The sequence below is a fragment of the Nitrospinota bacterium genome (assembly GCA_016235255.1).
Lineage (GTDB): Bacteria > Nitrospinota_A > UBA7883 > UBA7883 > JACRLM01 > JACRLM01.
The window spans coordinates 25,834-46,424 of the sequence record JACRLM010000033.1 but is presented as its reverse complement, the minus strand read 5'-3'; the positions used below and the strand labels follow the sequence as shown (position 1 = coordinate 46,424).

The following is a 20,591-nucleotide window of genomic DNA, read 5'->3' as shown; positions in this document are numbered from 1 at the left end:
CGAAATTCTACAGATTCTGAGCCTCACAATGTTCGAGAAAACCCCGTTGGATCAACTGCTTGCGGAAACTGTCATAAACGGATTTCAGCCGGTTTCAGACAATCAGCTGTTTTTGTTCGACTAACGTTGGGACACTAGTGTTCGAGCGTATATCCACAATTTGGCGGGAAATTATGACCGGTTTACGCGATTGTCTTTTTTTTAATTATCACTCCAATTTCCCATTGCCCATTTCCTACTTTCCCGGGGAGCCATTGATATCTCGTTGCTATTCAATGATATATATGCAGCTCTCGTTGCTCTCCAAAAAATGCCCGCGCACTTTGAAATTCTGGAGCATTTACCGCTGGTGATGGCGCCGTTCTTTGAAAAACCTTATTAGCTATTAGCCTTATTTGTCTTTCAACGGCAGCAGGCGCAAGCGGCTGCGTTCCGGTTCGATGGTCAACAGCGCCCCTGCTTCCAATTCGGATTCCATTTGCTTAAGAGCGGAAATAACCAGAATCCCTATTACGTCCGGGCTGATATCATCGGCGCGTATTTGCGCAACGCTTGGTTTTTCTCCATGGGTAACGGCAAGTATCGCGCTGAAGTCCAGGTCGTGAGTCAGGATGACAAAACCGTTCTTTGCCGCATAGGCCATGATCTCCGAATCAGGCGCGTTGAATGGCCCAACCGCCGACCAGTGAATAGATTGAAATCCAGAATTGTTCAAAAGCCCCGTCCAACGCGGGGACAGGTTCATGTCAACGAGCAGTTTCATGCTTGTGTCAGCATGATCTCCCGTTCCTCGGCGCGCCATGCGGCATATCGGATGGCTTGAAAAATATCCTCGCGTTCAAGGTATGGGTAGTCTTTGAGGATATCCTCGATGCTATGGCCGGCTCCTATCTGGCCGACAATCATGCCGACAGTAACCCGCATCCCGCGGATGCAGGGCTTGCCGCCCATAACTTCCGGCTGTTGAGTGATCCGGTCAAATTGAGGCATTATTTTATCTACCTCCGCAATCATTTTGGAAGGCGCCAGAACACTTTCCATATGGATTTTTTAACATGGTTATACGATACACCAAACGATTCAGGAATGGTATATTTTGTCGTGGTTAAAGGTGCTTGCGAATTACCATTTCCCCCTCTCTTGCCAATGCAAGAACTGGAAAATCAGTGTGATTGTTTTTCGGCGAGCGTCCGCGCCGGGGAGCCATTCTTATCTTGTTGAACATTACGGCGTTACATGCCATCGCAAGATTAACTTCGTTTCTCTCAGCGCAATTCTTTTTCAAAATACGGCTGAAATCATCCAGCGCATGCCGTTTTATTTCATTTTCAAAAGGCGGTCTGCCTACTGCGCAAAAACGGGTATCCTCTCGTATTCCTTGTGATGCTCGGCCTCTGCTTTTTGAAGGTCAAAGGCAGATTGCCAGTTCATCCAATACTGCGCCGATGTTCCCAAATATCGGGCCAGCCGCATGGCGGTGTCCGGGGTGATTCCCCGTTTGCCGTTGACCAGCTCGTTCACCCGCAGGTAGCTTATACCGGTTTCCCTGGCGAGCTGGGTTTGCGTGATGCCCAGCGGCTCCAGGTACTCTTCCCGAAGAATGATCCCCGGATGTTCGACTTTCAATCCGATCATTTCTCTTGTCTCCTTATGGCCTAGTGATAGTCCACTATTTCCACGTCGTAGGCGTTGCCCCCCTCGAACCGGAAGCATATTCGATACTGCCTGTTGATCCTGATACTATATTGCCCAGCGCGATCTCCTTTTAACGTTTCCAACTGATTGCCCGGCGGAACTCTCAGGTCGATCACTTCAGCGGCGAAATGGAGCATCTGCAACTTTCTGGACGCGATCTCCCGGATTTGTCCAGAAAGGAATCCCATAGCTTTTCCTCTTCGGAAAAATACCTCGGTCCGTTTGCAGGCAAACGTCATTATCATGGTTTATATTATAATGGAATGCATTATATCATGCAAGGAGTCCGGACAGGGACTTTTAAATTTACAAAAGCCGTTTACAGGCTGCCAATTTCACTCTCCATTGCCCACTTCCTTCACCCCCGGGGAGCCAGTTTTGCCGACGTTTCCGGGGCGCCTTACTCAAGCATGCCGCGGCTTAACGCTTCGTCTATCACCATCTTGACCCATATGCCAAAGCCGATAAGCGCCGATGCGCAGCCCCCTGCCATCGTCAACGTCAGTTGAAACGGCGTTTCCACGAAAAGTGAGATCGAAAGAAGCGTCACTCCCGCGATGTTGAAGATCACGGCCATTTTCATCAACCTGTCCAGTCCGTTCATGTTCCCGCTCCGGCGCCACGCCGGCCGGCGGGCATTTTAACAGTTACGGCCATTTCACCCCTTGTCATTGGCGGCTCCCGTTTCTTTCAAATGCACAAGCGAATGGCAGTCGCTTTCTATGCAAGAGCGCTTGCCTTCCACCAGGTCTTTAAGAAGGTTTTCGTCCCTGGTATGCTTCCTCATTTTAAGGTAGCGGCGCGACGGGCCGTGGCACCTTAAGCATTGCCGGGCGTCGTACTTGTCGTAAAGTTTCGGAGCCCCCTCTCCTCCCTGGACGTAATAAACATACAGGTGCCTGAGCCCCTTGAATTTGGCGGTCAGCGGACCGAACATCGTGTATGACGTGTGGCATTCATAGCACGCTGACTCCTGACGGACCCAATTGTTCTGGTAATGCAGCGTGGAGAGAGGCTCCAGGTTTTCGCTTTTCAGGTTGTCCACGAATGGCCGCATGGTGTGGCATTTTTCGCAGAAGCCCACATGCTTGACCCTTTCCAGGTCCTGGTAGGCCACCGCCATCACCCATAAAAACGGGAAAAGGCCCAGTGTGAAAAAAGCCGTGATTTTACGTGATTTCGGCGTAAGGGCGCTCCAGTGGGTCAGCATGCTCCACATGCCAAGAGCGTAGGCGGCAAGAAGGACCGCTATGAAAAATGTCATGGCAATGTCATCCGTTCAGCCTGTTAACATGCTAACACCCGATGCGCGCAAAAAAAAGACGCCTTTTGCCGCACGGTCCCGCGTGAGTTAATTTCAGCGGGTCCGCGAACCATAGGGGTGACAAAAGGCGTCCGGAAGGCAAATCCGCGCCAGCGGCTGAAAGTCAGGCCGCCGGCTGATTTGAATGTTCGCCGGTTTAATGCTTGAACTTCAGCGGATACACCTTGTGCCACGCCTTCTCAAGCTTGATCATCTCGCCATGGTTGAACGCGTACTTCTTGTCCGTCTTGGCGTTAAAGGGTGAATCCTTGTTGTCATGGCATTTCAGGCACACGCCTGAGTCATCGGAACCATAAGTGGCGCCAGCGGCCTTTGCCTCGGCCCTTGTGAAGGTCTCCTCTTTTTCCTTATGGAGATTCCTGTATTCCGAGCCGGGGCCGTGGCACATCTCGCACCCCGCGCCTATGAGGTCCGCCGCGCTCTTCTCATCTTCGTAGCCGCCAGGCTTGCTGTAGCCCACCACGTGGCACTTCAGGCATTTGTCGTCCTTGTTATAATCTTTTTTGTAATCGAGCTTCGCGTTTTTAAGCGCGAGATTCTGCGACTTGGTGCGCTTGGCCGCGAAAAGGGCTTCCATTGCCTTTCCATGCGGGCTTTTCGCCCACTCGTCCTGCTCCGCCTTGTGGCATTTGCATCCCAGGTTGCCGGAATACTGCGGATTCTTGGCCGAGGCAAGGGCGGCGTATCCTGCCACCATGAAAAAACCGGCGATGATCACCGCCAAAAATCTAGCTTTCATGACTCCTCCTCTCTGATACATACATTGAAAAAAGATGTTTTTGGAACTTGTCCACCTTCATGCACGCCTTGCACGAGGTTTGCCCGTCTTCAACAGGCACAAACGGCTTCATGCAGGACACGCACTCCGATTTTCCTCTCTCCGCCTTTGTCTGCGGCGTTTCAGCCAGGGCGGCCGAAGCGCTGAACTGTTCCGCGTAACTTATGGCTTTTTCCGGGCATAACCCGGCGCACCCGTGGCATTTGACACACAGGGCGGCGGTGAATTCGATCGCTATCCTGTCTGGATAATCTTTCCTTGCAAGCGCGCCGGTGGGGCAATATGCGGAGCATGCGTTGCAAAGCGAGCAGTTTTCCGCGACCTCCACCATCCTGAAAAGTGATTCTGATTCGCTGAATACGGCCTGCTCGCCGGCGGCCGCCTTCACGTTCCTGTTTAGCATGCGTTTTCGCGATGGCGTCTGGATCGGGGCAAGCCATCCGTTTGGGGCCGCCACGATATTGTAAATCCTGATTTTTGAAACCGCCTGCTTGACGGCGATCCGCGCGAAACCGGCCAGGAAACCCCGGCGGGAGGATATCTCGGCGCTTTTCTTCCGCTCCACGCTTTTCCCGGCGTCCGGCTCGAAAACGACGGCCGGACTGGCTCCTATCTTGCCCAGGGTGTAATTGGCCGCGTCAACGGCCTTCTGGATTTGCGCCTTGCCGGAATAAATGCCGCATTCGCCGCAGGCTCCCTTCAACGTTATGGAAGCGGCCCCGGACAGCGCCAGATTGACCATCCTCGCGCCAGTAAGCGCGCCGAGGCATTTGAAGTGACCATGGCCATCCAGGGCCGACTTCCGGCAATACAGGACGGCGTTTTCCGATTTTGAAAGCTCCGCTTCCAGGATATCGCCTATCCGCCCTTCCTGATAAGCCCCAAGCGTGATCGCCGAGGAGGGGCAAACGGCGGCGCATAACCCGCACTCCACGCAGGCCGGCTCGTCCACATGTATGGCCCTGCCGGACACCTTGAGGCATTCCTCCGGGCATACATCCGCGCACTTTGCGCATGCCGCCATTTCCGACCTGGCGTCTATGCAGGCCGATGGATTCACCGCAAGGGCGGCCGGGCCTGCGGCCGCGTCAGTCTCGTTCATGGCGATATCATGGCCGTGCGGCGGCCTGCGCGCCCTTCGCCGCCGCCTCATCGGCCTCGCTTTCAATAAATCCCCCCGCGAAATCGAGCAACCCGGCATAAAAAGGAGCCTTGGCTTTTGACGATACTTTAATGAAATAATCCCTCATCCATTTGGCGGGATGGGCTGAAATAAAAGAAATCCTTTCACCCTCAAGCTCGCCAGCCGCGTCATTGTTCCCGTTTTTCATCTCTTTTGACCTGGCCTCCAGCAAGGAGGCTATAAATGCCAATTCGATGGCCACATGATCCGGGAAGATGTTTGGATGCGCCTTTCTGTAATCAAAGCCGTTCTTCTGGTATGTTATCTCCACCTTGTCAGCCTCAGGCGCCAAAAGCCGGCCGGACAACGCCACGGACTCATACGGCGGGGCCGAACCCGGCTGGACAAAGAGCGCGGAGTATTCCGCGGCAAGTTCATCGAGCAGCTTTTCGTCCCCCTCCCCTTCCCCTGGAGACAAGTCCACGCCGATATTTTTCAGGAATCCCGGCATCTGACCGCTTCTGAGAAGGGCCAGCGATTCCCGGTCAACTTCCCGAATCAGCAAATCGCTTAATATCAGGTAAACATTCCGTAATGACTCAAGCTCTTCAATCGTATCGTCCGACATAAATTCACAACCTTTATCAAAAGCCCCTGGCCAGCGGAAAATCCGCCGGCCAGGGAATAAAATCAGCCACACATAGCCAGACCGCCAGGCCTAGACAATGACAGGGTCGAAATCATTATAGTCCTTTCTGCCCTTGCTCATTGCCACACGGCTCTTTTCCGTACCGGTGTTGGACGCCAGCTCCGGATGTACCTTCTTGTGGTTTGGCCCGGCGACGTTGTATGTGAGGGTCTCTTTGTAGAAGTCCACGGCCTTCTTCAAATCGGCCACCACATCGCCATACTTGTCCCCCTTGTGAGCCTTCTCCACAGTGACAACCGTGTCGAACCATCCCTGCGAACCGCCGATTGGATCGGTGCTCACCGGGATGATGTCGTTGGGATGGACGCCAGCGTCATCCCACCACATATGCTTGAGCTCCGCGTCGTCCCCGGCCCACTGGTGCGCCTTGGCGTCCTTGTTGGCCGTGGCGAACCGTCCGCCCACCTTGTGGCCCACGGCGGTGGACACCGCCACCACTTCGGGATGGATGGACTCGGTCACATTGGCCCGGGTCACCATATGACCCACGCCGGAGGTGATCCTCACAAGGTCGTTGTTCTTGATCCCAAGCTTCGCCGCGGTCTTGGAGTTTATCCACGCGGGATTCTTGTGGACAATTTCCGACAGCAGCGGCAGGTTGGAGGTCCTGGCCTGGGTATGGACGTTCCACTTGAAAGTGGTGAGGATCATCTGGCCCGATTTCAGCTTCTTCTTCCCCTTTTCCCAGTGCCAGGGATGCTCCTTGAACACTGGCATCGGGTTGAAACCGGCCTTGGCGTAAAGATCGCTCTTTATCTCGATCTTTTTCGAAGGGGTGCCAAAACCGGCCCTCTTCTTGCCCTTGACCTCCACACCTTTCGGATCCTCCTTCATGTGAAGGCCATACTCCGGTTCCACAAGCTTGCCGTCCTTGTAGTACCTGTAGTCCGCCGGATCCAACTTGCCGTAATCGGGGAACACGCCGTTTTTCTTCAGGTATTCATACCCGCCCACTTCCTTTAGCCCCTTGACGTTGTCAAAGTGCTTGTGCATATAGTCCTCGGTGGTGCCATAAGAGAAGTACTTCTTTATCTCCAGGCTGCCGTCCGGATCTATCCGGTTTGCAAGGTCGAGTATCACGTCGCGGAACTCCCTGGACTCGCCCAACGGCTTGACAACCGGCTGGCGGATCCCTATCCACGGCAGAAGGTCGCTTGGCATGTTCTCCGGGTCGTGCCTCTCCAGATAGCTGACGTCCGGAAGGATGATATCGGCGTACTGGGAAGTCTCGCTGATCACCGGAGAGAAAGTGACGAAATACGGGATCATCTTCTCGTCCTGGTAAATCTTCCTCCACACATGGGAGGAAGGGAAGGAGTACGCGGGGTTGTCATAATAATCCATCCATATGGACACCTTCGCCTTTCCCTCCATTATCAGGAAGGGAACGTGATGGCTCACATGGTGCCCCGCCAGCGGATAATCGTGAGGCTGGTGGAGGAGGCTGTGCCCCTTGGGTTTCGGCGGGTTTGGCTCAACGCCGTCCCAACCCATCCCGCGCGGCAGGCAATAGCCGCCCTTGCGCTCAACGTTGCCGGTGATGATCGGCAACAGCATGCAACTGCGCTCGTTGTACGAGCCGTACATATGCTTGCAAGGCCCGCGGTAGGTGTAGGTGGTCGCCGGCTTGGCCATGGCGAATTCACGGGCGATGCGGGCGATGTCCGCCGCTTTCACTCCGCTGTACCCCTCCGCCATCTGCGGCGTGTATTTCGCCAGATAGGACTTCAGTTCGCCGGCCGATACGTTCACCCAGTCATTTATGAACTCGGCGTCATAAAGCCCTTCCTGCATGATCACGTTTGCCATGGCAAGCGCTATCACGCCATCGGTCCCCGGGAAAACCGGGTGCCACTCGTCGGACTTGGCGGCGGTGTTGGAAAGACGCACGTCGAACGTCACCATCTTCGCCTTGTTCCCCACCACGCCGTCCATGATCCTCTGCGCGTACGGGTTGTGGAAATAGGCGGCCTCCAGAATGTTGCTTCCGAAGTTGATGATGTACTTGGTGTTGGCGAAGTCCGGCGTTTCGATGTCCGGCCCCCAGGTGGCCTGCATGCCGATCTTCTTTGAAGATTCGCAAACGGAGGTGTGGTTCATGGTGGCCGATGATCCAAGGGCGTTCATCCACCTGTCTATGAAACCATGGGTCCGGTTGCGGCCCCATTTGAAACATATCTCGTCCCGCTCCTTGCCGCTCTTGATGTGATCGCGGATCTTGCCGGCCACTTCGTTGAGCGCCTCGTCCCAAGACACCCTCTTCCACTTCCCTTCGCCGCGCTTGCCTGCGCGCTTTAGCGGGAAAAGTATTCTCTCCGGGTCATAGACGTGCTGCCAGCCGGCGTTCCCCTTGGCGCAAAGCCGGCCTCGGTTGCCCGGTTGCTTCGGGTTGCCCTCCAGCTTGACAATGCGGCCGTCCTCGACATAGGCGATGCCGCCGTCCTCTATGTTGCAGGTCATGCAGGTGTATGGCACGGCCTTGCGCTCCACACCTTTCTTTGTCACCGATTTCCCGCCGGGAGTAAGTTCCATGGCGTGGGCCTTCTTGCCCGTGGCGGCCATGGCCGCGCCGGCGGCGGCGCCGAATTGAAGAAATCTTCTTCTGCTGAATTCCATTTTTTCGTCTCCCCCTTATGCCTGTTGCATCTTGTATTTGCCGGACGTGAATTCGGCAGGAGTAACCTCGCGGAAGCCTTCCATGCCCATGGAGAAGAACATGTCCAGTCCAATGTAATAAACACCGGGGCACTTTTCCTTCTCCTTGGCCTGCGCCACTCCGTTTTGCGCGATAAGTTTGCTCACCTCGCTGTCCGGATCGTTCAAGTCGCCGAAAACACGGGACTTGCCTATGCAGGTCTGCACACAGGCGGGCATAAGCCCCGCGTCCACCCTGTGAGCGCAGAAATTGCATTTGTCCGGCAGGCCGGTGTGCTTGTCCCACGACACCGCCTCCACAGGGCATGCCTCGATCGCAGCCGCCTCATAAACGCCGGAAGCGTCCTTCTTGGCCTTGGCCTGGTCGAAATCAATTATCCCGTCCGGCCTCTTGAAGAACATGTCGCCTCCGGATTTCTTCGACGCTTTCATGCAACTGCCGCACTGGTTGCACAATGTGGGGAAGAAATACCTCTTGGCGTTCGGGTACTGCCCCTTTTCATACGTGCGGACCATTGTCCTCCACCGCCCAAGCCCCACCTTGTTCTCGGTCTTGCAGGCGACTGTGCAAGCCTGGCACCCGATGCAACGTCTTAAGTCAATTACCATCACCATCTGTTTTGCCATAATTTTTCCCCTGTTACTAGGAATACTCAAAGCCCTGTAACAACGCGCCCCATTCGGAGGGATGACTACATGGATACCCCCAAAGCCCATATAGCAATACGGATGCCTAATTGTGTCCCGCATCGAATAATCGCGGAACGCGGCTTTAATAACGCAGGTATTGACGAGGTGGATGTCAATTCAGGTTAAGAATATGGGAAGATTGGGGGCCGACATTGGAACATTCGCGTTCCAAATTGGAGCCAGTTATTGAACTGTTGAATTATTGCTAATTAACCTAGCAATCCTTTGTTATAACCACCTGATTTTCCCTCAGTTAAAGCGCACAATAACGCCCATCTTAAGCGCATGGTGGCGCCATGCTTGCTGTGTACTTAATTCTTGCGCGAGGAATTATGCTAGAGTATTCAAACAAGGTTTGGTGGCCTAAACTCTTTTTTTCAAGACACAATTCATGTCTGATGGTTAAGCTCGCATTTGCAGCCATCCTGGCTGGCTGGCTTTTGACGCCGGCCAAGGCATGGGCGGACAATCAGGAAAACGGCGGCAAGACGCGGCTGCGGTTCGGGCTGACGGCCGTTGCGGTTGAGTCGGACGTGGCGACGCATAAAAAGCTGATCCACATTATCGAAAAGCGGCTGAACATTCCGGTGGAGACGATCTACCGAAAATCTTACCAGGAGATGAGTTCGCTTCTTGAAAGCGGCGGGGTGGACGTGGCTTTTGTTTGCGGCCTGCCATACGTTCTTGACCATGAAAAATTCGGGCTGGAGCTTTTGGCCGCCCCCGTTTTCAACGGAAAGCCTTATTACCAATCGCTCCTCATTGTCCACAAGGACAGCAAGGCCGCTTCATTGGAAGACCTTCGCGGAAAGATATTCGCGTTTTCGGATCCTATGTCCAATTCCGGATTTCTTGTGCCTGTGTATAATTTGAGCAGGATAAAGGAGACTCCGGAGTCGTTTTTCAAGACGCGGTTCTTCACATACAGCCATTCAAGCTCGATTGAGGCGGTGGCCTCACACCTTGCGGACGCCGCGAACGTGGACAGTTATGTCTGGGAATGGGTCGGCAAAATACATCCGGAATTGATATCCCAGACCAAAATAATCCAGAAGTCGGATTTCATGCCGTTCACCCCGTTTGTGATCAGGCCCGGACTGGACAAGCGGATTAAAGCGCGCATTCAGGATATTTTTCTTACCCTGCATAACGACCCGGAGGGCCGGGCGGCGCTAAACTCGATGGCGCTGGAGAAATTCGAGCGGATGAAGGACTCGGACTATGATTCGATCCGCAGGATGCGCAGGTCGGTGTCATTTCAAAAAGTGGCCTCTCCGAAATGATCTCCCCGTTGAAGAGACTGAGGTTTGACGCCCCTGTAGGCGGGAAAATAAGTTTCCTTCTGATCGGCTCGATTCTTACCTGCTCCGCCCTGTTGTCGCTTTTCATCTACCAGGAGAGCCTGAAATATCTTGAAGTGGAGCTTAAGCACAACGCCGTCCACACCGCCATAAACCTTTCCAACAGGAGCGCCACTCCGCTCATCCGCAAGGACACATGGGAAATGTACAACGCCGTGCGTGACGCCACGCGGGTTGTTCCGGCTCCTTTCGAAGGGCTGCACTTCATCGAATACGCCGCCATACTCGACGCCGCCGGAAAAATCGCCGCCCATTCGAATCCGTTGGAGTATCCTATAGGGTCGGACCTGGTTATTCCCGGCGTTTCCACGGGTGAAATGCCTCAGGGTGTGGAGCTTCGGGTTGATAACAAACCGGTGGGGTCCAGGGTGTTCGTGGCGGCGGCCCCCATCGCCATCAACGGAGAGCGGATAGGCACCGTGGTCACCGGCGTGTCCGACAGGCAGTACGTCACGACCATCGGAAAGCTCCGCCTCAAAGTGATAGGCATCAGCGTGGCGCTGGCCTCGGTGGCGGCGTTGCTCGGTTATCTTGCCGCGATCCGGATACTCCGCCCGATAGACAGGACGGTCCACCGCATAAGCCAGATGCGCACAAGTGTTCTGGACGACATACACATCAGCCATTATTCGACCAAGGACGAGATCGCCCGGTTCAACGATTTCGTCAACGCCATCATAGGCCGCTACGATTCTGTCTTAAGCGAGCTTCGGCTGGAGAAGGAAAAGCTGGACAATATCCTCCACGGCATGCAGGCCGGGATGATCGTGGTGGACACCACCATGACGGTCATCTGGCAGAACCGTATCCACACCGAATGGTTCGGCGACACGTTGGGGAGCAGATGCCTCCATAAAGGGGACTCAAGTTTCACGTCTTGCCCCTCCTGCCCCGCCAAGGAGGCGCTTCTCAACGGCGAAATAATCACTTGCGAATCGAAAAAGCCGGTGTCCGGCGGCGATGAGCGGACTTTCCAGATAATGGCCGCGCCTCTCCACAACTCGGACAACCAGGTGATCGGCGCCCTGGAGCTTTCGCTGGACACCACGACCCACGCCATTTTGAAAGAAGACCTCAAGCGCAAGGAGCACCTGGCGCTCATGGGGCAGATGGCCGCAAGCCTGGCGCACGAGATAAGAAACCCGTTGAACGCATTGATAACCGCGTTGCAGCTTGTCTCCAGCGGCTCGTCCAAGATCACCGACGAACAGCGCAAAAACCTGCTTTCGGTCATTGAAAAGGAGGCTGCCAGGCTCAACGCCACGCTTAACGATTTCCTCGGCTTCGCCCATGAGCGCCACCCGCGCAAAGGATTGTGCGACATCAACCACATCCTCGACGACGCGCTCAACCTGGCGATGCACCACCGCAACGGGTCGGCGGCGCCTTTCGAGCTTGTGAAGGATTTTGCGGGGGAGTTGCCGTCCATCCACGCGGACGCAAACCAGATAAAGCAGATCGTCTGGAACCTTGTCATCAACGGCATACAGTCCATGGAGAACGGCGGCTCGCTGAAGGTCTCAAGCGGGGTTGACGACGGCTTCGTGTATTTCCGCGTGACCGACACCGGCGTGGGGATGACCAATGAGGAGATTAACAACTGTTTCACCCCGTTTTACACGAAGAAAAGCGGCGGGCTTGGACTTGGAATGGCGATAGTCAAAAGAATCGTGGAACTGCACAATGGAAAAATCGAAATGACCAGCAACCCGGGTAAAGGATCCGATTTCCGCGTCCTGTTGCCGCGCAACTGATAACGGAGGCTTGAAACAATGCATTCAGCGGTCTGGGAACGATGAGTAATCTGCTAATTGCCGATGATGAACGGTCAATACTGACAACGCTCCAGATACTTTTCAGCAACGAGGGGCATAACGTGGACACCGCTTCCGGCGTCGCCGAGGCGAAAAAGCTGCTGGACAGGAAAATATACGACCTTGTGCTCACCGACCTGCGTTTGAAGGACGGCGACGGGAGGGAAACCCTCGAATACGCCAAGATGATGAACAGCAGGACCGAGGTGATAATTTTCACCGCATACGGCTCGTTCGAATCCGCGGTGGAGGCGATCAAGCTTGGCGCCTTCGACTACATCATAAAACCGATAGACTCCAACAAGCTGCTTGTCACCGTCTCCAAGGCGCTCGAACACAAGAGCCTGGTGGCGGAGGTGAAAAATCTGCGCAAGGAGTTCCGCAGGAAATACGGGTTCCACAACATCCTGGGCGAAAGCACCCAGATAGCCGACGTGCTAGACGTCGTGCAAAGGATAGCGGAGACGGACGTCGCCGTGCTTGTGGAGGGGGAGAACGGCACCGGAAAGGACCTTATCGCCAGGGCGATCCACAGCTCCAGCCTGCGCACGTCGGGCCCCTTCGTGGCCATCAATTGCGGCGGGATAAACGAAAACCTGCTTGAAAGCGAGCTTTTTGGGCACGTCAAGGGATCTTTCACCGGAGCGGTGTCCAACCGGGTGGGGCTTTTCGAGGAATCCGACGGAGGGACGTTGTTTCTCGATGAAGTAGGGTCCATGCCCCTGTCGCTGCAAACAAAACTTTTAAGGGTGCTGCAGAGCAAGACGATCCAGCGGCTGGGCGCCAACGAGATCGTGAAGATAAACACCCGCATCATAGCCGCCTCCAACAGGAAGCTGGCCGAAATGGTCAAGACCGGCGAATTCCGGGAGGACCTTTATTACAGGCTGCGCGTGGTGGAGATAAGCATTCCGCCCCTGCGCGAACGGCGGGGGGACGTGCTTTTGCTGTGCAACCATTTTCTTGAAAAATTCGCGTCCTCCATGCGCAGGGACATCAAGGGATTCACAAGCGAAGCGTTGAACAAGCTGCTGGAGCATCCGTGGCCAGGCAACGTGCGCGAGCTGGAAAATTGCGTGGAAAGCGCCGTGGCGCTGTGCAAGGGGAACGTAATCGGGACGGACGACCTGCCAAAATCCCTGTGCGGCGTGGAGGTGAGCCTGGCCTACGCCGCCGCGCAAAACCCTATCACCCTCGACGAGCTGGAAAAAAGGTATATCCTTGAGATACTCAAGTCGAACAACTATAACCAGAAAAAGACCGCCGACCTGCTGGCCATCGGACGCAACACGCTATGGAGGAAAATCAAGCGGTACAAGATCAAGATGCCCGCCATGGCCGAGAGCGCCGCGAAAAGCGGTTGACCCGCGGGCGGGGCTTCCAGCAGCAAGACGTGGTCACATATGTTTTTTGACCTCGTCCATAAGCTCGATGGTGACCCGCCGCGCGCCGCTCTTGCGCGCGTGGCGCTCTATTGCCATTTTCGCCATCGGCCTTGCGATCGCCGGCACGCGCATCAGCCGTTCCCGCGCGTCCATGGCCCACTCCACCTCTTCGTCTGGCGCGGTTTTTTGCAGCGAGCTTTCGATTGTCTCCATCGGGCCACGCGGCGTCATGGCCGCCCCGAGCCCCACATGCACCCCCATCCCCTTTACAAGCTGCGCCTCCATGGGATTTATCAGCATCAGCGCGCCGCCACCGCACGCGGGGCATGTGAACGTTATCCCGGCGGAGCCGTCGCTGTCGCCGTTCACGGATTTTATGGCCATGGCCTCATCGCATTTTAAACAAACGAACTTCATCCGGATCCTCCTTCACGCGGCCGCGCCGGCCCGCTGTATGATTTCACCGCAAATGCCGCTTATGGCGGCCTTGGCGGCCCCAATGCCTTCTTCGCTGACGAACGGGACCGTGCCCAGCAGTGGAAGCTTAATGTAATCCAGGGCTCCGCCCATGTCCTCTCCGTTGAAAACGGGCGAACGCGCGCCGCACTCCCGGCACACCATGCCGCCCATGTTCTCCACCAGCCCTATCACCGGCGCGCCGGTATCGTAAATCCGCTCCATTGACTTTAACACAACCCGGTATGAGACCTTCGACGGAGTGGTCACCACCACCACCCCGCTGATTGATGGCAGCATCCCCGTCAGATCGGTGAGCCGGGCGAGGGAAGGAGGAGTGTCTATCAACAGGTAGTCCAGTTCGCCCCAGTCCGAACCGGCGAGCAGCTCTCTTATCGCGGTGGCTTCCATGGAGCCAAGCCACGGATAGGTGGCCGACGGGCCCTGCCATGAAACGGGCGCGCCGTCGAGGCCGATGAAATAATCGAGGGACATTACTTTCACGCCGAAGCTCCCGCGGGCGGGAAGGGCGCCGTTTTCGCCGATTGACGCCCGGTGGGACTCCGCGTCCAAAAGGTATGGCAGCGAAGAGCCGTTGATGTCCGCGTCCAGCGCGCCGGTCAGGTGACCCCGCCCGGCAAGCTCTTTTGCCAGCATGGCAGTGACAAAACTTTTGCCCACGCCCCCTTTCGCGCTGACGATCACGATTATGTGGCGGATTTTTTCAACCCGTTTATTTAGAGCCGCCATCCATCCGGCGACTTGCTCGAGTATCCCCGATCCCCCGTCTCCCGCCACTTCCGAATATCTTTTCACGTTGGCGTCCCTCAATTTGGTTTGCATGTCATATCTCGCCTGTGAAAGCAATTATCGCTCCAATTTGTGTTTAATTAAAAGAAACGGGATTACAAAGTCCTGCGCGCCTGAATTAAAGGGCCACGGATTATGCTTCAAGCGTACGGCTAAATCAGTTCCATTTTGGCGCATGGTTTCCAATGAACTGGCAAAGCGCAAGAAAGCGAAAATCCCCTAATCAATCACGGCGCCTTAACATGCACTATAAAAGCCGGATTTTCAGTCCATTGCGTTGCCGCCGCATACAGGGCGGCTTTTGGGTTGATTGGGCATATCCATTGCTTGTCATTACAATGTAAGCGATACTTCAATCAAAAAGGACATGGCCTATGTACAAGAACATTCTGGTGATGGTGGACAACTCCAGGTATTCGGATTGGGCTGTGGACCTTTCCGCGGACCTGGCCAGCGTTTTCGGCGCGAAGGTCACCGGGAACCATGTTTACGCCGCCCGCCTTCACGAGAACAGGTTCATACAGATGGAGCCGGGTCTTCCGGAGCAATTCCAGAATCCAGATGAGCTTGTCCGGCAAAGGCAGATACATTCCACGCTCATCGAAAAAGGTCTGAAGGTGGTCTCGGACTCGTTTCTGGACATTTTGGGCAAGAAGTGCGAGGAGCGCAAAGTCCCCTGCGAGCGAAAGACGATGGAGGGAAAGAATTACCATGAGATCGTAAAGGACGTTGAAAACTCCGGCTACGACCTTGTGGCGATGGGCGCCAAGGGGATCGGAGAAACAACGTCAACCCAGCTTGGAAGCGTTTGCGAACGGGTGACGCGGCGCATCCAGGTGGACGCCGTGGTGATGAAGAACGACAGGCCGTTGCGGGGAGGGCGCGTGGTGGCCGGGATAGACGGGAGCGGGTGGTCTTTCGCGGCGATGTCCACCGCGATCTCCATGGCAAAACACCTGGGATGCCGGATAACCGCGCTGACAGTCTATGATCCCCATTTCCACTATCGCGCGTTCAAAAGCATCGCGGGCGCGCTGTCCGAAGAGGCCAGGCAGGTGTTCCGTTTCGAGGAGCAGGAAAAGCTTCACGAGGAAATAATTGACTCGGGCCTGGAGAAAATATACCGCAATCACCTTGAAACGGCGTTGAAAATGGCCGCTGACGAGGGGGTGGAGGCCGAGGGGATCGTTCTGGCCGGAAAGCCTTACGACGAGATTCTAAAGTGGCTCGGCGGCAAGGACATCGCCATGCTGATCCTGGGCAAGCTTGGCGTCCATTCCACCGACGGGCTGGACATAGGCTCCAACGCGGAGACGCTGCTGCGGGGCGCTCCATGCAATGTGACGCTGGTAAGCCGCGCGGTGACGCCAAGGCCGAAGGACGAACCGCGCTCCGATCCGGTTGAGTGGGAAAACGAAGCGGTTGAAATGCTCGGCCGCGCGCCTGGATTCGTGCGGAACATGATACGCGCCCATATGGAGGCGGAGGCGCGGCGCGCCGGGGCCAGGGTAATAACCGCGGAAATGATGAAACAGGCGCGGGCGCGGCTGGAGCCGGGAAGGTGAGTTTCATCCCCTACGCGGTATCGTGGAACCTCACTTCCCGGTGCAACCTTGCGTGCTCCCATTGCTACATAAGCGCGGGAGGACGAGCCGCCAGGGACACATATGAGCTTTCCGCGCAGGAGGCCCTGGCGGTCACGGACCAGATCGCGCGGGTAAATCCCGGCGCGGTGCTCATCCTGACCGGCGGCGAGCCTTTGCTGAGAACGGACATTTTCGATATCGCATCCCGCGCGGCGGGGCATGGGCTTATCACAGTTATCGGGACGAACGGAACTCTCCTCGACGCCAAGACAGCGGCGGCGCTCAAACAATCCGGCGTCAGCGGCGTGGGGATAAGCATAGATTCCATGGACCCGAAGCGTCATGACGAGTTCCGGGGTATTCCCGGGGCGTGGGGCAGATCGGTTGAAGGACTTGCCAACGCAAGGGAAGCGGGACTGGACATCCAGGTTCAAACCACGCCAAGAGCGGGCAACGCGGCGGAAATCCCGATAATAGCCGAGTGGGCGCATAGAATGGGCGCCAGGGCGTTCAACATCTTTTTCCTGATCTGCACTGGACGGGGGGAAAAGATGGCGGACATATCCGCGGAAGAATATGAACGGATACTTCAATGGGCCTCGCGGGCGCGAAACGAGTATCCGGGCATGATGATCCGCCCCAAATGCGCCCCCCACTTCAAGCGGATATTGGCCCAGTCCAACGCGGATGACCCGTTGCTGAAGACATACATCGCCGCATGCCGGGCGGGAACCCATTATTGCAGGATAAAGCCGGACGGCAAGGTCACACCGTGCCCTTATATGGACATAGAGGCCGGCGACCTGAGGGAGAGCGGGTTCCAGTCTGTCTGGAGCCACTCGCCGGAGCTTGAAAAATTCCGGATTCCGGAATACCGGGGCAAATGCGGCGATTGCGCATATCGTCTGCTTTGCGGCGGATGCAGGGCAAGGGCGCTGGCGTCCAACGGCGATGAAATGGGGGAGGACCCGTATTGCCTGTATCAGCCAGATGGGGCGGAGGAACCGTTGGTATGCGCCGACACGCGCAGCAAGTTCGGGGAAGAATCCGCCACGCCTGTGGAGTGGTCGGCCGAAGCGCTTAAAACGATGGAGAAGATACCGGTGTTCGCCCGGGCCATCGTCCGGCGGCGCGTGGAGGAATACGCCGCCAAACACGCCGCGAAGACCGTCACCAACGATCTTTTGCGGGCGGCCGCGCCCGCCCCGTCCGGAGCGCCGATGTTCGGCCGCAGACAGAATGCAAATGCAGGCGGCGAGGTGGAATGGGACGAAGACGCCCGGGCCAGGGTGGAAAACGCGCCTGATTTCGTGCGCCCCGGCATACTCAAGCTCATGCCCATCCGCGCGCGGGAACGGGGGGTGGACAGGATAACGTCTGAATTCCTCTCTGAGATACGCGACGAGTCCATGATGCTGGTGACCCGCCGGATGAGGAAAATGGGATTTGAAAGCTTGAGCATGGAAGCCTGGGACGCGGCCGGGGGCAAATCCGGAAAAGACAGCCGCAAGCGGGAAGTCATCGAAAACATAAAGACGATGCTGGAGGGGAGGACAGGCAAGAACGAAAGCATCATGGCTAAATTCGGTTCCTTCTTTTCGGACGGCGCCGGGGAGAAAATGGGATGGACCCCCGAGGCGAGCCAAAGGCTGGAGAAAGCTCCGGAGGCGTTCCGCCCGATGGCGCGCGGTTTCATCGAGAAATTCGCCAGGGAGAATGGTTATAAATATGTCACCGGCGAAGCGCTTGACCGGGCGATGGAGAACTCGCCGTTCGCCAGATTCCCGGCCAAATGATGATGGCGGCCTTACAAACCGCCGGCAAGCCCGCTCACCCTGGCCGTTTCGGCGGCGATGATACCCATCGCGTACTTGAGCATGGGTGGATAGATGAGGGCGGAGGGGTTTGAGGTTACCTCCTCCCACACCTGCCCGAGCCAGTCGAAATGGCCCGCCAGGAATTCTTGCCTGGCCCCGGCGGAAAAATCCCCGCCCATCATCGCGTAATACTCCAGAAGAAGGCACAAATGATCCGGCGCGTGGCTGTAATCTCCAGGGATTTCCATCCGCGCCTGCGTGAACCGGGACATCATGTCAATGGCCGGGTCGCCGAAAAAATAGCCGGTTTGCGGGCCGAGCGAGGATTGGCCGCTTTTATCCCATGGTTTGTGGACAGACTCTATGAGGGGGGTGAAAGGGCTCATAGGCCCCTCGAAGATGGAGAAATACTCTCTGCTCATCGCGGAGAAGAAAGATGATTCATCCACCGCGGCGCCCTCCGGGACCGCCGGGCAATCAAGATCGAACCCGGCTTTTCGCGCCCATCCGTCCAGCGCGATCTTGACCCGCGAAGAAAACAGCTGGCCCGCGAAACTTTCTTCAGGCGGCTTGAATATCTCGGAGAGAGTATGAAATATTTCGGAAACGTCAGAATCCACGTTCATGTGCCCGCAATTTCCCGTTCCATAACGCTCATGCCTCCATATATTCATGGCAGCCTGGGCGTAGCGCTTGGTTATTGAACTCGGCCATGGCAATGAAGTATAACGCATCAACGCGGCATTGGGACCAATTTTTGGGGGGGGACACCGGGGATGGGATATGATGTCCGGACAGATCGTTTATAAAAAATAATAACCCGGCTTGCAGGCGCATAAAATGATCCTCGTGGAAGAAGCATTGAAAATCATCGCGGATAATATCATGCAGTCCGCGTCCACCGGCATGGTCCACCTGGCGGAAGCGCTGGGAAGGACGCTTGCAAAAGACGCCGTTTCGGATGTGGACATCCCGCCGTTCAACAGGGTGACCATGGACGGCTATGCGGTCATCAGCCCGGACGGGCCGGGGGAATACGAGGTCGTTGAATATGTCCCCGCCGGGGCTTTCCCGCAAATCGCGCTGACGCGCGGCAAGGTGAGCAAGGTTATGACAGGCGCCCCTTTGCCGGAAGGGGCGGACGGGGTGATACAGGTGGAAAAGACCGGCGGCTATGTTGATGTTGGGCAAAAGGCGAAAATCAACGCATCGGCCAAACAGTGGACAAACGTGGCCAGACGCGGGGAGGATGTGGCCAAAGGGGACACCGTCCTTAAGAGCGGCGCCGTCATCGGCTTTGCCCAGATGGCCGCGCTGGCGGCTGTGGGGGCCGATCCTGTGGAAGTGCGCGGCCTGCCGTCGGTGGCGGTATTGGCGACGGGGGACGAACTTGTGGCCCCGTCCGTAAAACCGGGGCCGGGCCAGATACGAAACTCCAACACATACTCGCTTTGCGCCCAGGTGAAAGGATTGGGAATCACTCCTGTTATTCTGGGTATCGCCAAGGATAACGAAGAAGATTTGGCGGCGAAGGCCGCAAAGGGGCGCGAACACGATTTCCTGCTCATCTCCGGCGGCGTTTCTGAGGGGGACCGGGATTTCGTCCCGAAAGTTCTGGAGCGGGCCGGATATAAGATTCTCGTCCACCATGTGCGCGTCCGGCCCGGAAAACCGATGCTATTCGCCGTGGCGGACGGCCCGCGATACGCCTTCGGCCTGCCGGGCAACCCTGTTTCCACGGCGGTAATTTTCGAACTGTTCATAAAGGGGGCGCTCCGCCGTTTTTCCGGCGCGCCAGCCCTCCCGGCTCCAATGATAAAGGCTGTACTGGACAAGGAATTCAAGCGCAAGAACGCGGAGCGGGAGGAATACGTCCCGGTGTCGCTGGCATGGGAAGGGGAACGTCTTGCGGCCCGGCGAATCTCATATCACGGGTCCGGCCATTTCCACGCCCTCTCAGGGGCAAACGGGCTTATAAAAATCCCCATCGGCGTTTCGGAAGTCGCGGCCGGGTCAAACGTTGACGCGAGGTTTTTCGACTTGTAATGACTTGCTCCCATAACGTTGACGCCTCAATACCTTAATGGCAGCTGTAGCGTTGCGATTAGCTATTGAATCAGTGAAACATCAGATGCAGGCGACTGGATTTTAATAAAGGTGTTAAAAAATGGAACACGCCTCTTTAATGATAAAGTAAAGCGCACCGGTCAAATAAATAAAAAAACCAATTGAAACATCAATGAAATTACCTCCCAATCAAACGCCGGGAAAAGAAATAATGAGGTTAAGCAATATTTTTTCATGGCCTTGTGAAAGCTTGGGCGCATGAATGTTATGCTCGTAAAGAACCGGCCAATTTGAGAAAACCGGGCTATCCGGCAATGCATG

The 20,591-nt window shown here is 56.0% G+C and carries 20 protein-coding genes; 6 read left to right on the top strand and 14 right to left on the bottom strand.

Features of this window, described 5'->3' with window-relative positions:
• Positions 1–391: 391 nt before the first annotated feature.
• The 11 genes from HZB29_04575 to HZB29_04525 form a co-directional block, all read right to left on the bottom strand.
• Positions 392–763 (bottom strand): DUF5615 family PIN-like protein, encoded by a 372-nt coding sequence (locus tag HZB29_04575; protein ID MBI5814868.1) that lies wholly within the window; start codon positions 761–763, stop codon positions 392–394.
• Entirely contained in the window at positions 760–990 is a 231-nt protein-coding gene (locus HZB29_04570) for a DUF433 domain-containing protein (protein MBI5814867.1), read from the bottom strand. The genes HZB29_04575 and HZB29_04570 overlap by 4 nt, the downstream gene beginning before the upstream one ends.
• 354 nt (positions 991–1,344) lie before the next feature.
• Complete coding sequence (locus tag HZB29_04565) at positions 1,345–1,635, bottom strand: HigA family addiction module antidote protein (protein MBI5814866.1); 291 nt, start codon at positions 1,633–1,635, stop codon at positions 1,345–1,347.
• Positions 1,636–1,655: 20 nt separating this feature from the next.
• Complete coding sequence (locus HZB29_04560; GenBank protein MBI5814865.1) at positions 1,656–1,940, bottom strand: type II toxin-antitoxin system RelE/ParE family toxin; 285 nt, start codon at positions 1,938–1,940, stop codon at positions 1,656–1,658.
• 155 nt (positions 1,941–2,095) lie between these two features.
• Positions 2,096–2,299, bottom strand: a complete 204-nt coding sequence (locus HZB29_04555; GenBank protein ID MBI5814864.1) for a hypothetical protein — start codon at positions 2,297–2,299, stop codon at positions 2,096–2,098.
• A 54-nt stretch (positions 2,300–2,353) separates the two neighbouring features.
• On the bottom strand, positions 2,354–2,959 hold the full coding sequence (locus tag HZB29_04550) for a NapC/NirT family cytochrome c (protein MBI5814863.1): 606 nt from the start codon (positions 2,957–2,959) through the stop codon (positions 2,354–2,356).
• A 196-nt stretch (positions 2,960–3,155) separates the two neighbouring features.
• Positions 3,156–3,758, bottom strand: coding sequence for a hypothetical protein (locus HZB29_04545; protein ID MBI5814862.1), 603 nt, complete (start codon positions 3,756–3,758; stop codon positions 3,156–3,158).
• Complete coding sequence (locus tag HZB29_04540) at positions 3,748–4,899, bottom strand: 4Fe-4S binding protein (protein MBI5814861.1); 1,152 nt, start codon at positions 4,897–4,899, stop codon at positions 3,748–3,750. Before HZB29_04540 ends, HZB29_04545 begins: the two co-directional genes overlap by 11 nt.
• 7 nt (positions 4,900–4,906) lie before the next feature.
• Positions 4,907–5,548: a molecular chaperone TorD family protein gene (locus HZB29_04535; GenBank protein ID MBI5814860.1), complete on the bottom strand. Its 642-nt coding sequence runs from the start codon at positions 5,546–5,548 to the stop codon at positions 4,907–4,909.
• A gap of 90 nt (positions 5,549–5,638) precedes the next feature.
• Positions 5,639–8,245, bottom strand: coding sequence for a molybdopterin-dependent oxidoreductase (locus HZB29_04530; GenBank protein MBI5814859.1), 2,607 nt, complete (start codon positions 8,243–8,245; stop codon positions 5,639–5,641).
• A 15-nt stretch (positions 8,246–8,260) separates the two neighbouring features.
• Positions 8,261–8,911 carry a 4Fe-4S dicluster domain-containing protein gene (locus HZB29_04525; protein ID MBI5814858.1) on the bottom strand — a complete coding sequence of 217 codons (651 nt, stop codon included), beginning with the start codon at positions 8,909–8,911 and terminating at the stop codon, positions 8,261–8,263.
• 461 nt (positions 8,912–9,372) lie between these two features.
• Here HZB29_04525 and phnD point away from each other — a divergent pair, with 461 nt between their 5' ends.
• The 3 genes from phnD to HZB29_04510 are packed head-to-tail and all read left to right on the top strand — an operon-like array spanning position 9,373 to position 13,513.
• The gene (gene phnD / locus HZB29_04520; protein MBI5814857.1) at positions 9,373–10,257 is read left to right on the top strand and encodes a phosphate/phosphite/phosphonate ABC transporter substrate-binding protein; all 885 of its coding nucleotides are present in this window, start codon (positions 9,373–9,375) and stop codon (positions 10,255–10,257) included.
• Positions 10,254–12,089, top strand: coding sequence for a PAS domain-containing protein (locus tag HZB29_04515; protein ID MBI5814856.1), 1,836 nt, complete (start codon positions 10,254–10,256; stop codon positions 12,087–12,089). The genes phnD and HZB29_04515 overlap by 4 nt, the downstream gene beginning before the upstream one ends.
• Before the next feature lie 41 nt (positions 12,090–12,130).
• Positions 12,131–13,513 (top strand): sigma-54-dependent Fis family transcriptional regulator, encoded by a 1,383-nt coding sequence (locus HZB29_04510; GenBank protein MBI5814855.1) that lies wholly within the window; start codon positions 12,131–12,133, stop codon positions 13,511–13,513.
• Between the two features lie 33 nt (positions 13,514–13,546).
• Here the strand turns inward: HZB29_04510 and HZB29_04505 are convergent, their stop codons facing one another.
• Both HZB29_04505 and HZB29_04500 read right to left on the bottom strand, forming a co-directional pair.
• Entirely contained in the window at positions 13,547–13,918 is a 372-nt protein-coding gene (locus HZB29_04505) for a PCP reductase family protein (GenBank protein MBI5814854.1), read from the bottom strand.
• 45 nt (positions 13,919–13,963) lie between these two features.
• Positions 13,964–14,833: a P-loop NTPase gene (locus HZB29_04500; GenBank protein ID MBI5814853.1), complete on the bottom strand. Its 870-nt coding sequence runs from the start codon at positions 14,831–14,833 to the stop codon at positions 13,964–13,966.
• Between the two features lie 341 nt (positions 14,834–15,174).
• Between HZB29_04500 and HZB29_04495 the strand changes: the two genes are divergently transcribed.
• On the top strand, positions 15,175–16,365 hold the full coding sequence (locus HZB29_04495; GenBank protein ID MBI5814852.1) for a universal stress protein: 1,191 nt from the start codon (positions 15,175–15,177) through the stop codon (positions 16,363–16,365).
• Positions 16,362–18,182 (top strand): radical SAM protein, encoded by a 1,821-nt coding sequence (locus HZB29_04490; GenBank protein ID MBI5814851.1) that lies wholly within the window; start codon positions 16,362–16,364, stop codon positions 18,180–18,182. The genes HZB29_04495 and HZB29_04490 overlap by 4 nt, the downstream gene beginning before the upstream one ends.
• 11 nt (positions 18,183–18,193) lie before the next feature.
• On the opposite strand, the gene HZB29_04485 is transcribed toward HZB29_04490, so the two are convergent.
• Positions 18,194–18,829: a molecular chaperone TorD family protein gene (locus HZB29_04485; GenBank protein ID MBI5814850.1), complete on the bottom strand. Its 636-nt coding sequence runs from the start codon at positions 18,827–18,829 to the stop codon at positions 18,194–18,196.
• Between the two features lie 214 nt (positions 18,830–19,043).
• On the opposite strand from HZB29_04485, the gene HZB29_04480 reads away from it, so the two are divergent.
• Positions 19,044–20,249, top strand: a complete 1,206-nt coding sequence (locus tag HZB29_04480) for a molybdopterin molybdotransferase MoeA (GenBank protein MBI5814849.1) — start codon at positions 19,044–19,046, stop codon at positions 20,247–20,249.
• Positions 20,250–20,591: the final 342 nt, after the last annotated feature.

What these genes read in the sequence shown, in the direction of transcription:
- HZB29_04575 (MBI5814868.1), bottom strand. Translation starts at nt 763, where the DNA reads ATGAAACTGCTCGTTGACATGAACCTGTCCCCGCGTTGGACGGGGCTT.
- HZB29_04570 (MBI5814867.1), bottom strand. Translation starts at nt 990, where the DNA reads ATGCCTCAATTTGACCGGATCACTCAACAGCCGGAAGTTATGGGCGGC.
- HZB29_04565 (MBI5814866.1), bottom strand. Translation starts at nt 1,635, where the DNA reads ATGATCGGATTGAAAGTCGAACATCCGGGGATCATTCTTCGGGAAGAG.
- HZB29_04560 (MBI5814865.1), bottom strand. Translation starts at nt 1,940, where the DNA reads ATGATAATGACGTTTGCCTGCAAACGGACCGAGGTATTTTTCCGAAGA.
- HZB29_04555 (MBI5814864.1), bottom strand. Translation starts at nt 2,299, where the DNA reads ATGAACGGACTGGACAGGTTGATGAAAATGGCCGTGATCTTCAACATC.
- HZB29_04550 (MBI5814863.1), bottom strand. Translation starts at nt 2,959, where the DNA reads ATGACATTTTTCATAGCGGTCCTTCTTGCCGCCTACGCTCTTGGCATG.
- HZB29_04545 (MBI5814862.1), bottom strand. Translation starts at nt 3,758, where the DNA reads ATGAAAGCTAGATTTTTGGCGGTGATCATCGCCGGTTTTTTCATGGTG.
- HZB29_04540 (MBI5814861.1), bottom strand. Translation starts at nt 4,899, where the DNA reads ATGAACGAGACTGACGCGGCCGCAGGCCCGGCCGCCCTTGCGGTGAAT.
- HZB29_04535 (MBI5814860.1), bottom strand. Translation starts at nt 5,548, where the DNA reads ATGTCGGACGATACGATTGAAGAGCTTGAGTCATTACGGAATGTTTAC.
- HZB29_04530 (MBI5814859.1), bottom strand. Translation starts at nt 8,245, where the DNA reads ATGGAATTCAGCAGAAGAAGATTTCTTCAATTCGGCGCCGCCGCCGGC.
- HZB29_04525 (MBI5814858.1), bottom strand. Translation starts at nt 8,911, where the DNA reads ATGGCAAAACAGATGGTGATGGTAATTGACTTAAGACGTTGCATCGGG.
- phnD (MBI5814857.1), top strand. Translation starts at nt 9,373, where the DNA reads ATGGTTAAGCTCGCATTTGCAGCCATCCTGGCTGGCTGGCTTTTGACG.
- HZB29_04515 (MBI5814856.1), top strand. Translation starts at nt 10,254, where the DNA reads ATGATCTCCCCGTTGAAGAGACTGAGGTTTGACGCCCCTGTAGGCGGG.
- HZB29_04510 (MBI5814855.1), top strand. Translation starts at nt 12,131, where the DNA reads ATGAGTAATCTGCTAATTGCCGATGATGAACGGTCAATACTGACAACG.
- HZB29_04505 (MBI5814854.1), bottom strand. Translation starts at nt 13,918, where the DNA reads ATGGCCATAAAATCCGTGAACGGCGACAGCGACGGCTCCGCCGGGATA.
- HZB29_04500 (MBI5814853.1), bottom strand. Translation starts at nt 14,833, where the DNA reads ATGCAAACCAAATTGAGGGACGCCAACGTGAAAAGATATTCGGAAGTG.
- HZB29_04495 (MBI5814852.1), top strand. Translation starts at nt 15,175, where the DNA reads ATGTACAAGAACATTCTGGTGATGGTGGACAACTCCAGGTATTCGGAT.
- HZB29_04485 (MBI5814850.1), bottom strand. Translation starts at nt 18,829, where the DNA reads ATGAACGTGGATTCTGACGTTTCCGAAATATTTCATACTCTCTCCGAG.
- HZB29_04480 (MBI5814849.1), top strand. Translation starts at nt 19,044, where the DNA reads ATGATCCTCGTGGAAGAAGCATTGAAAATCATCGCGGATAATATCATG.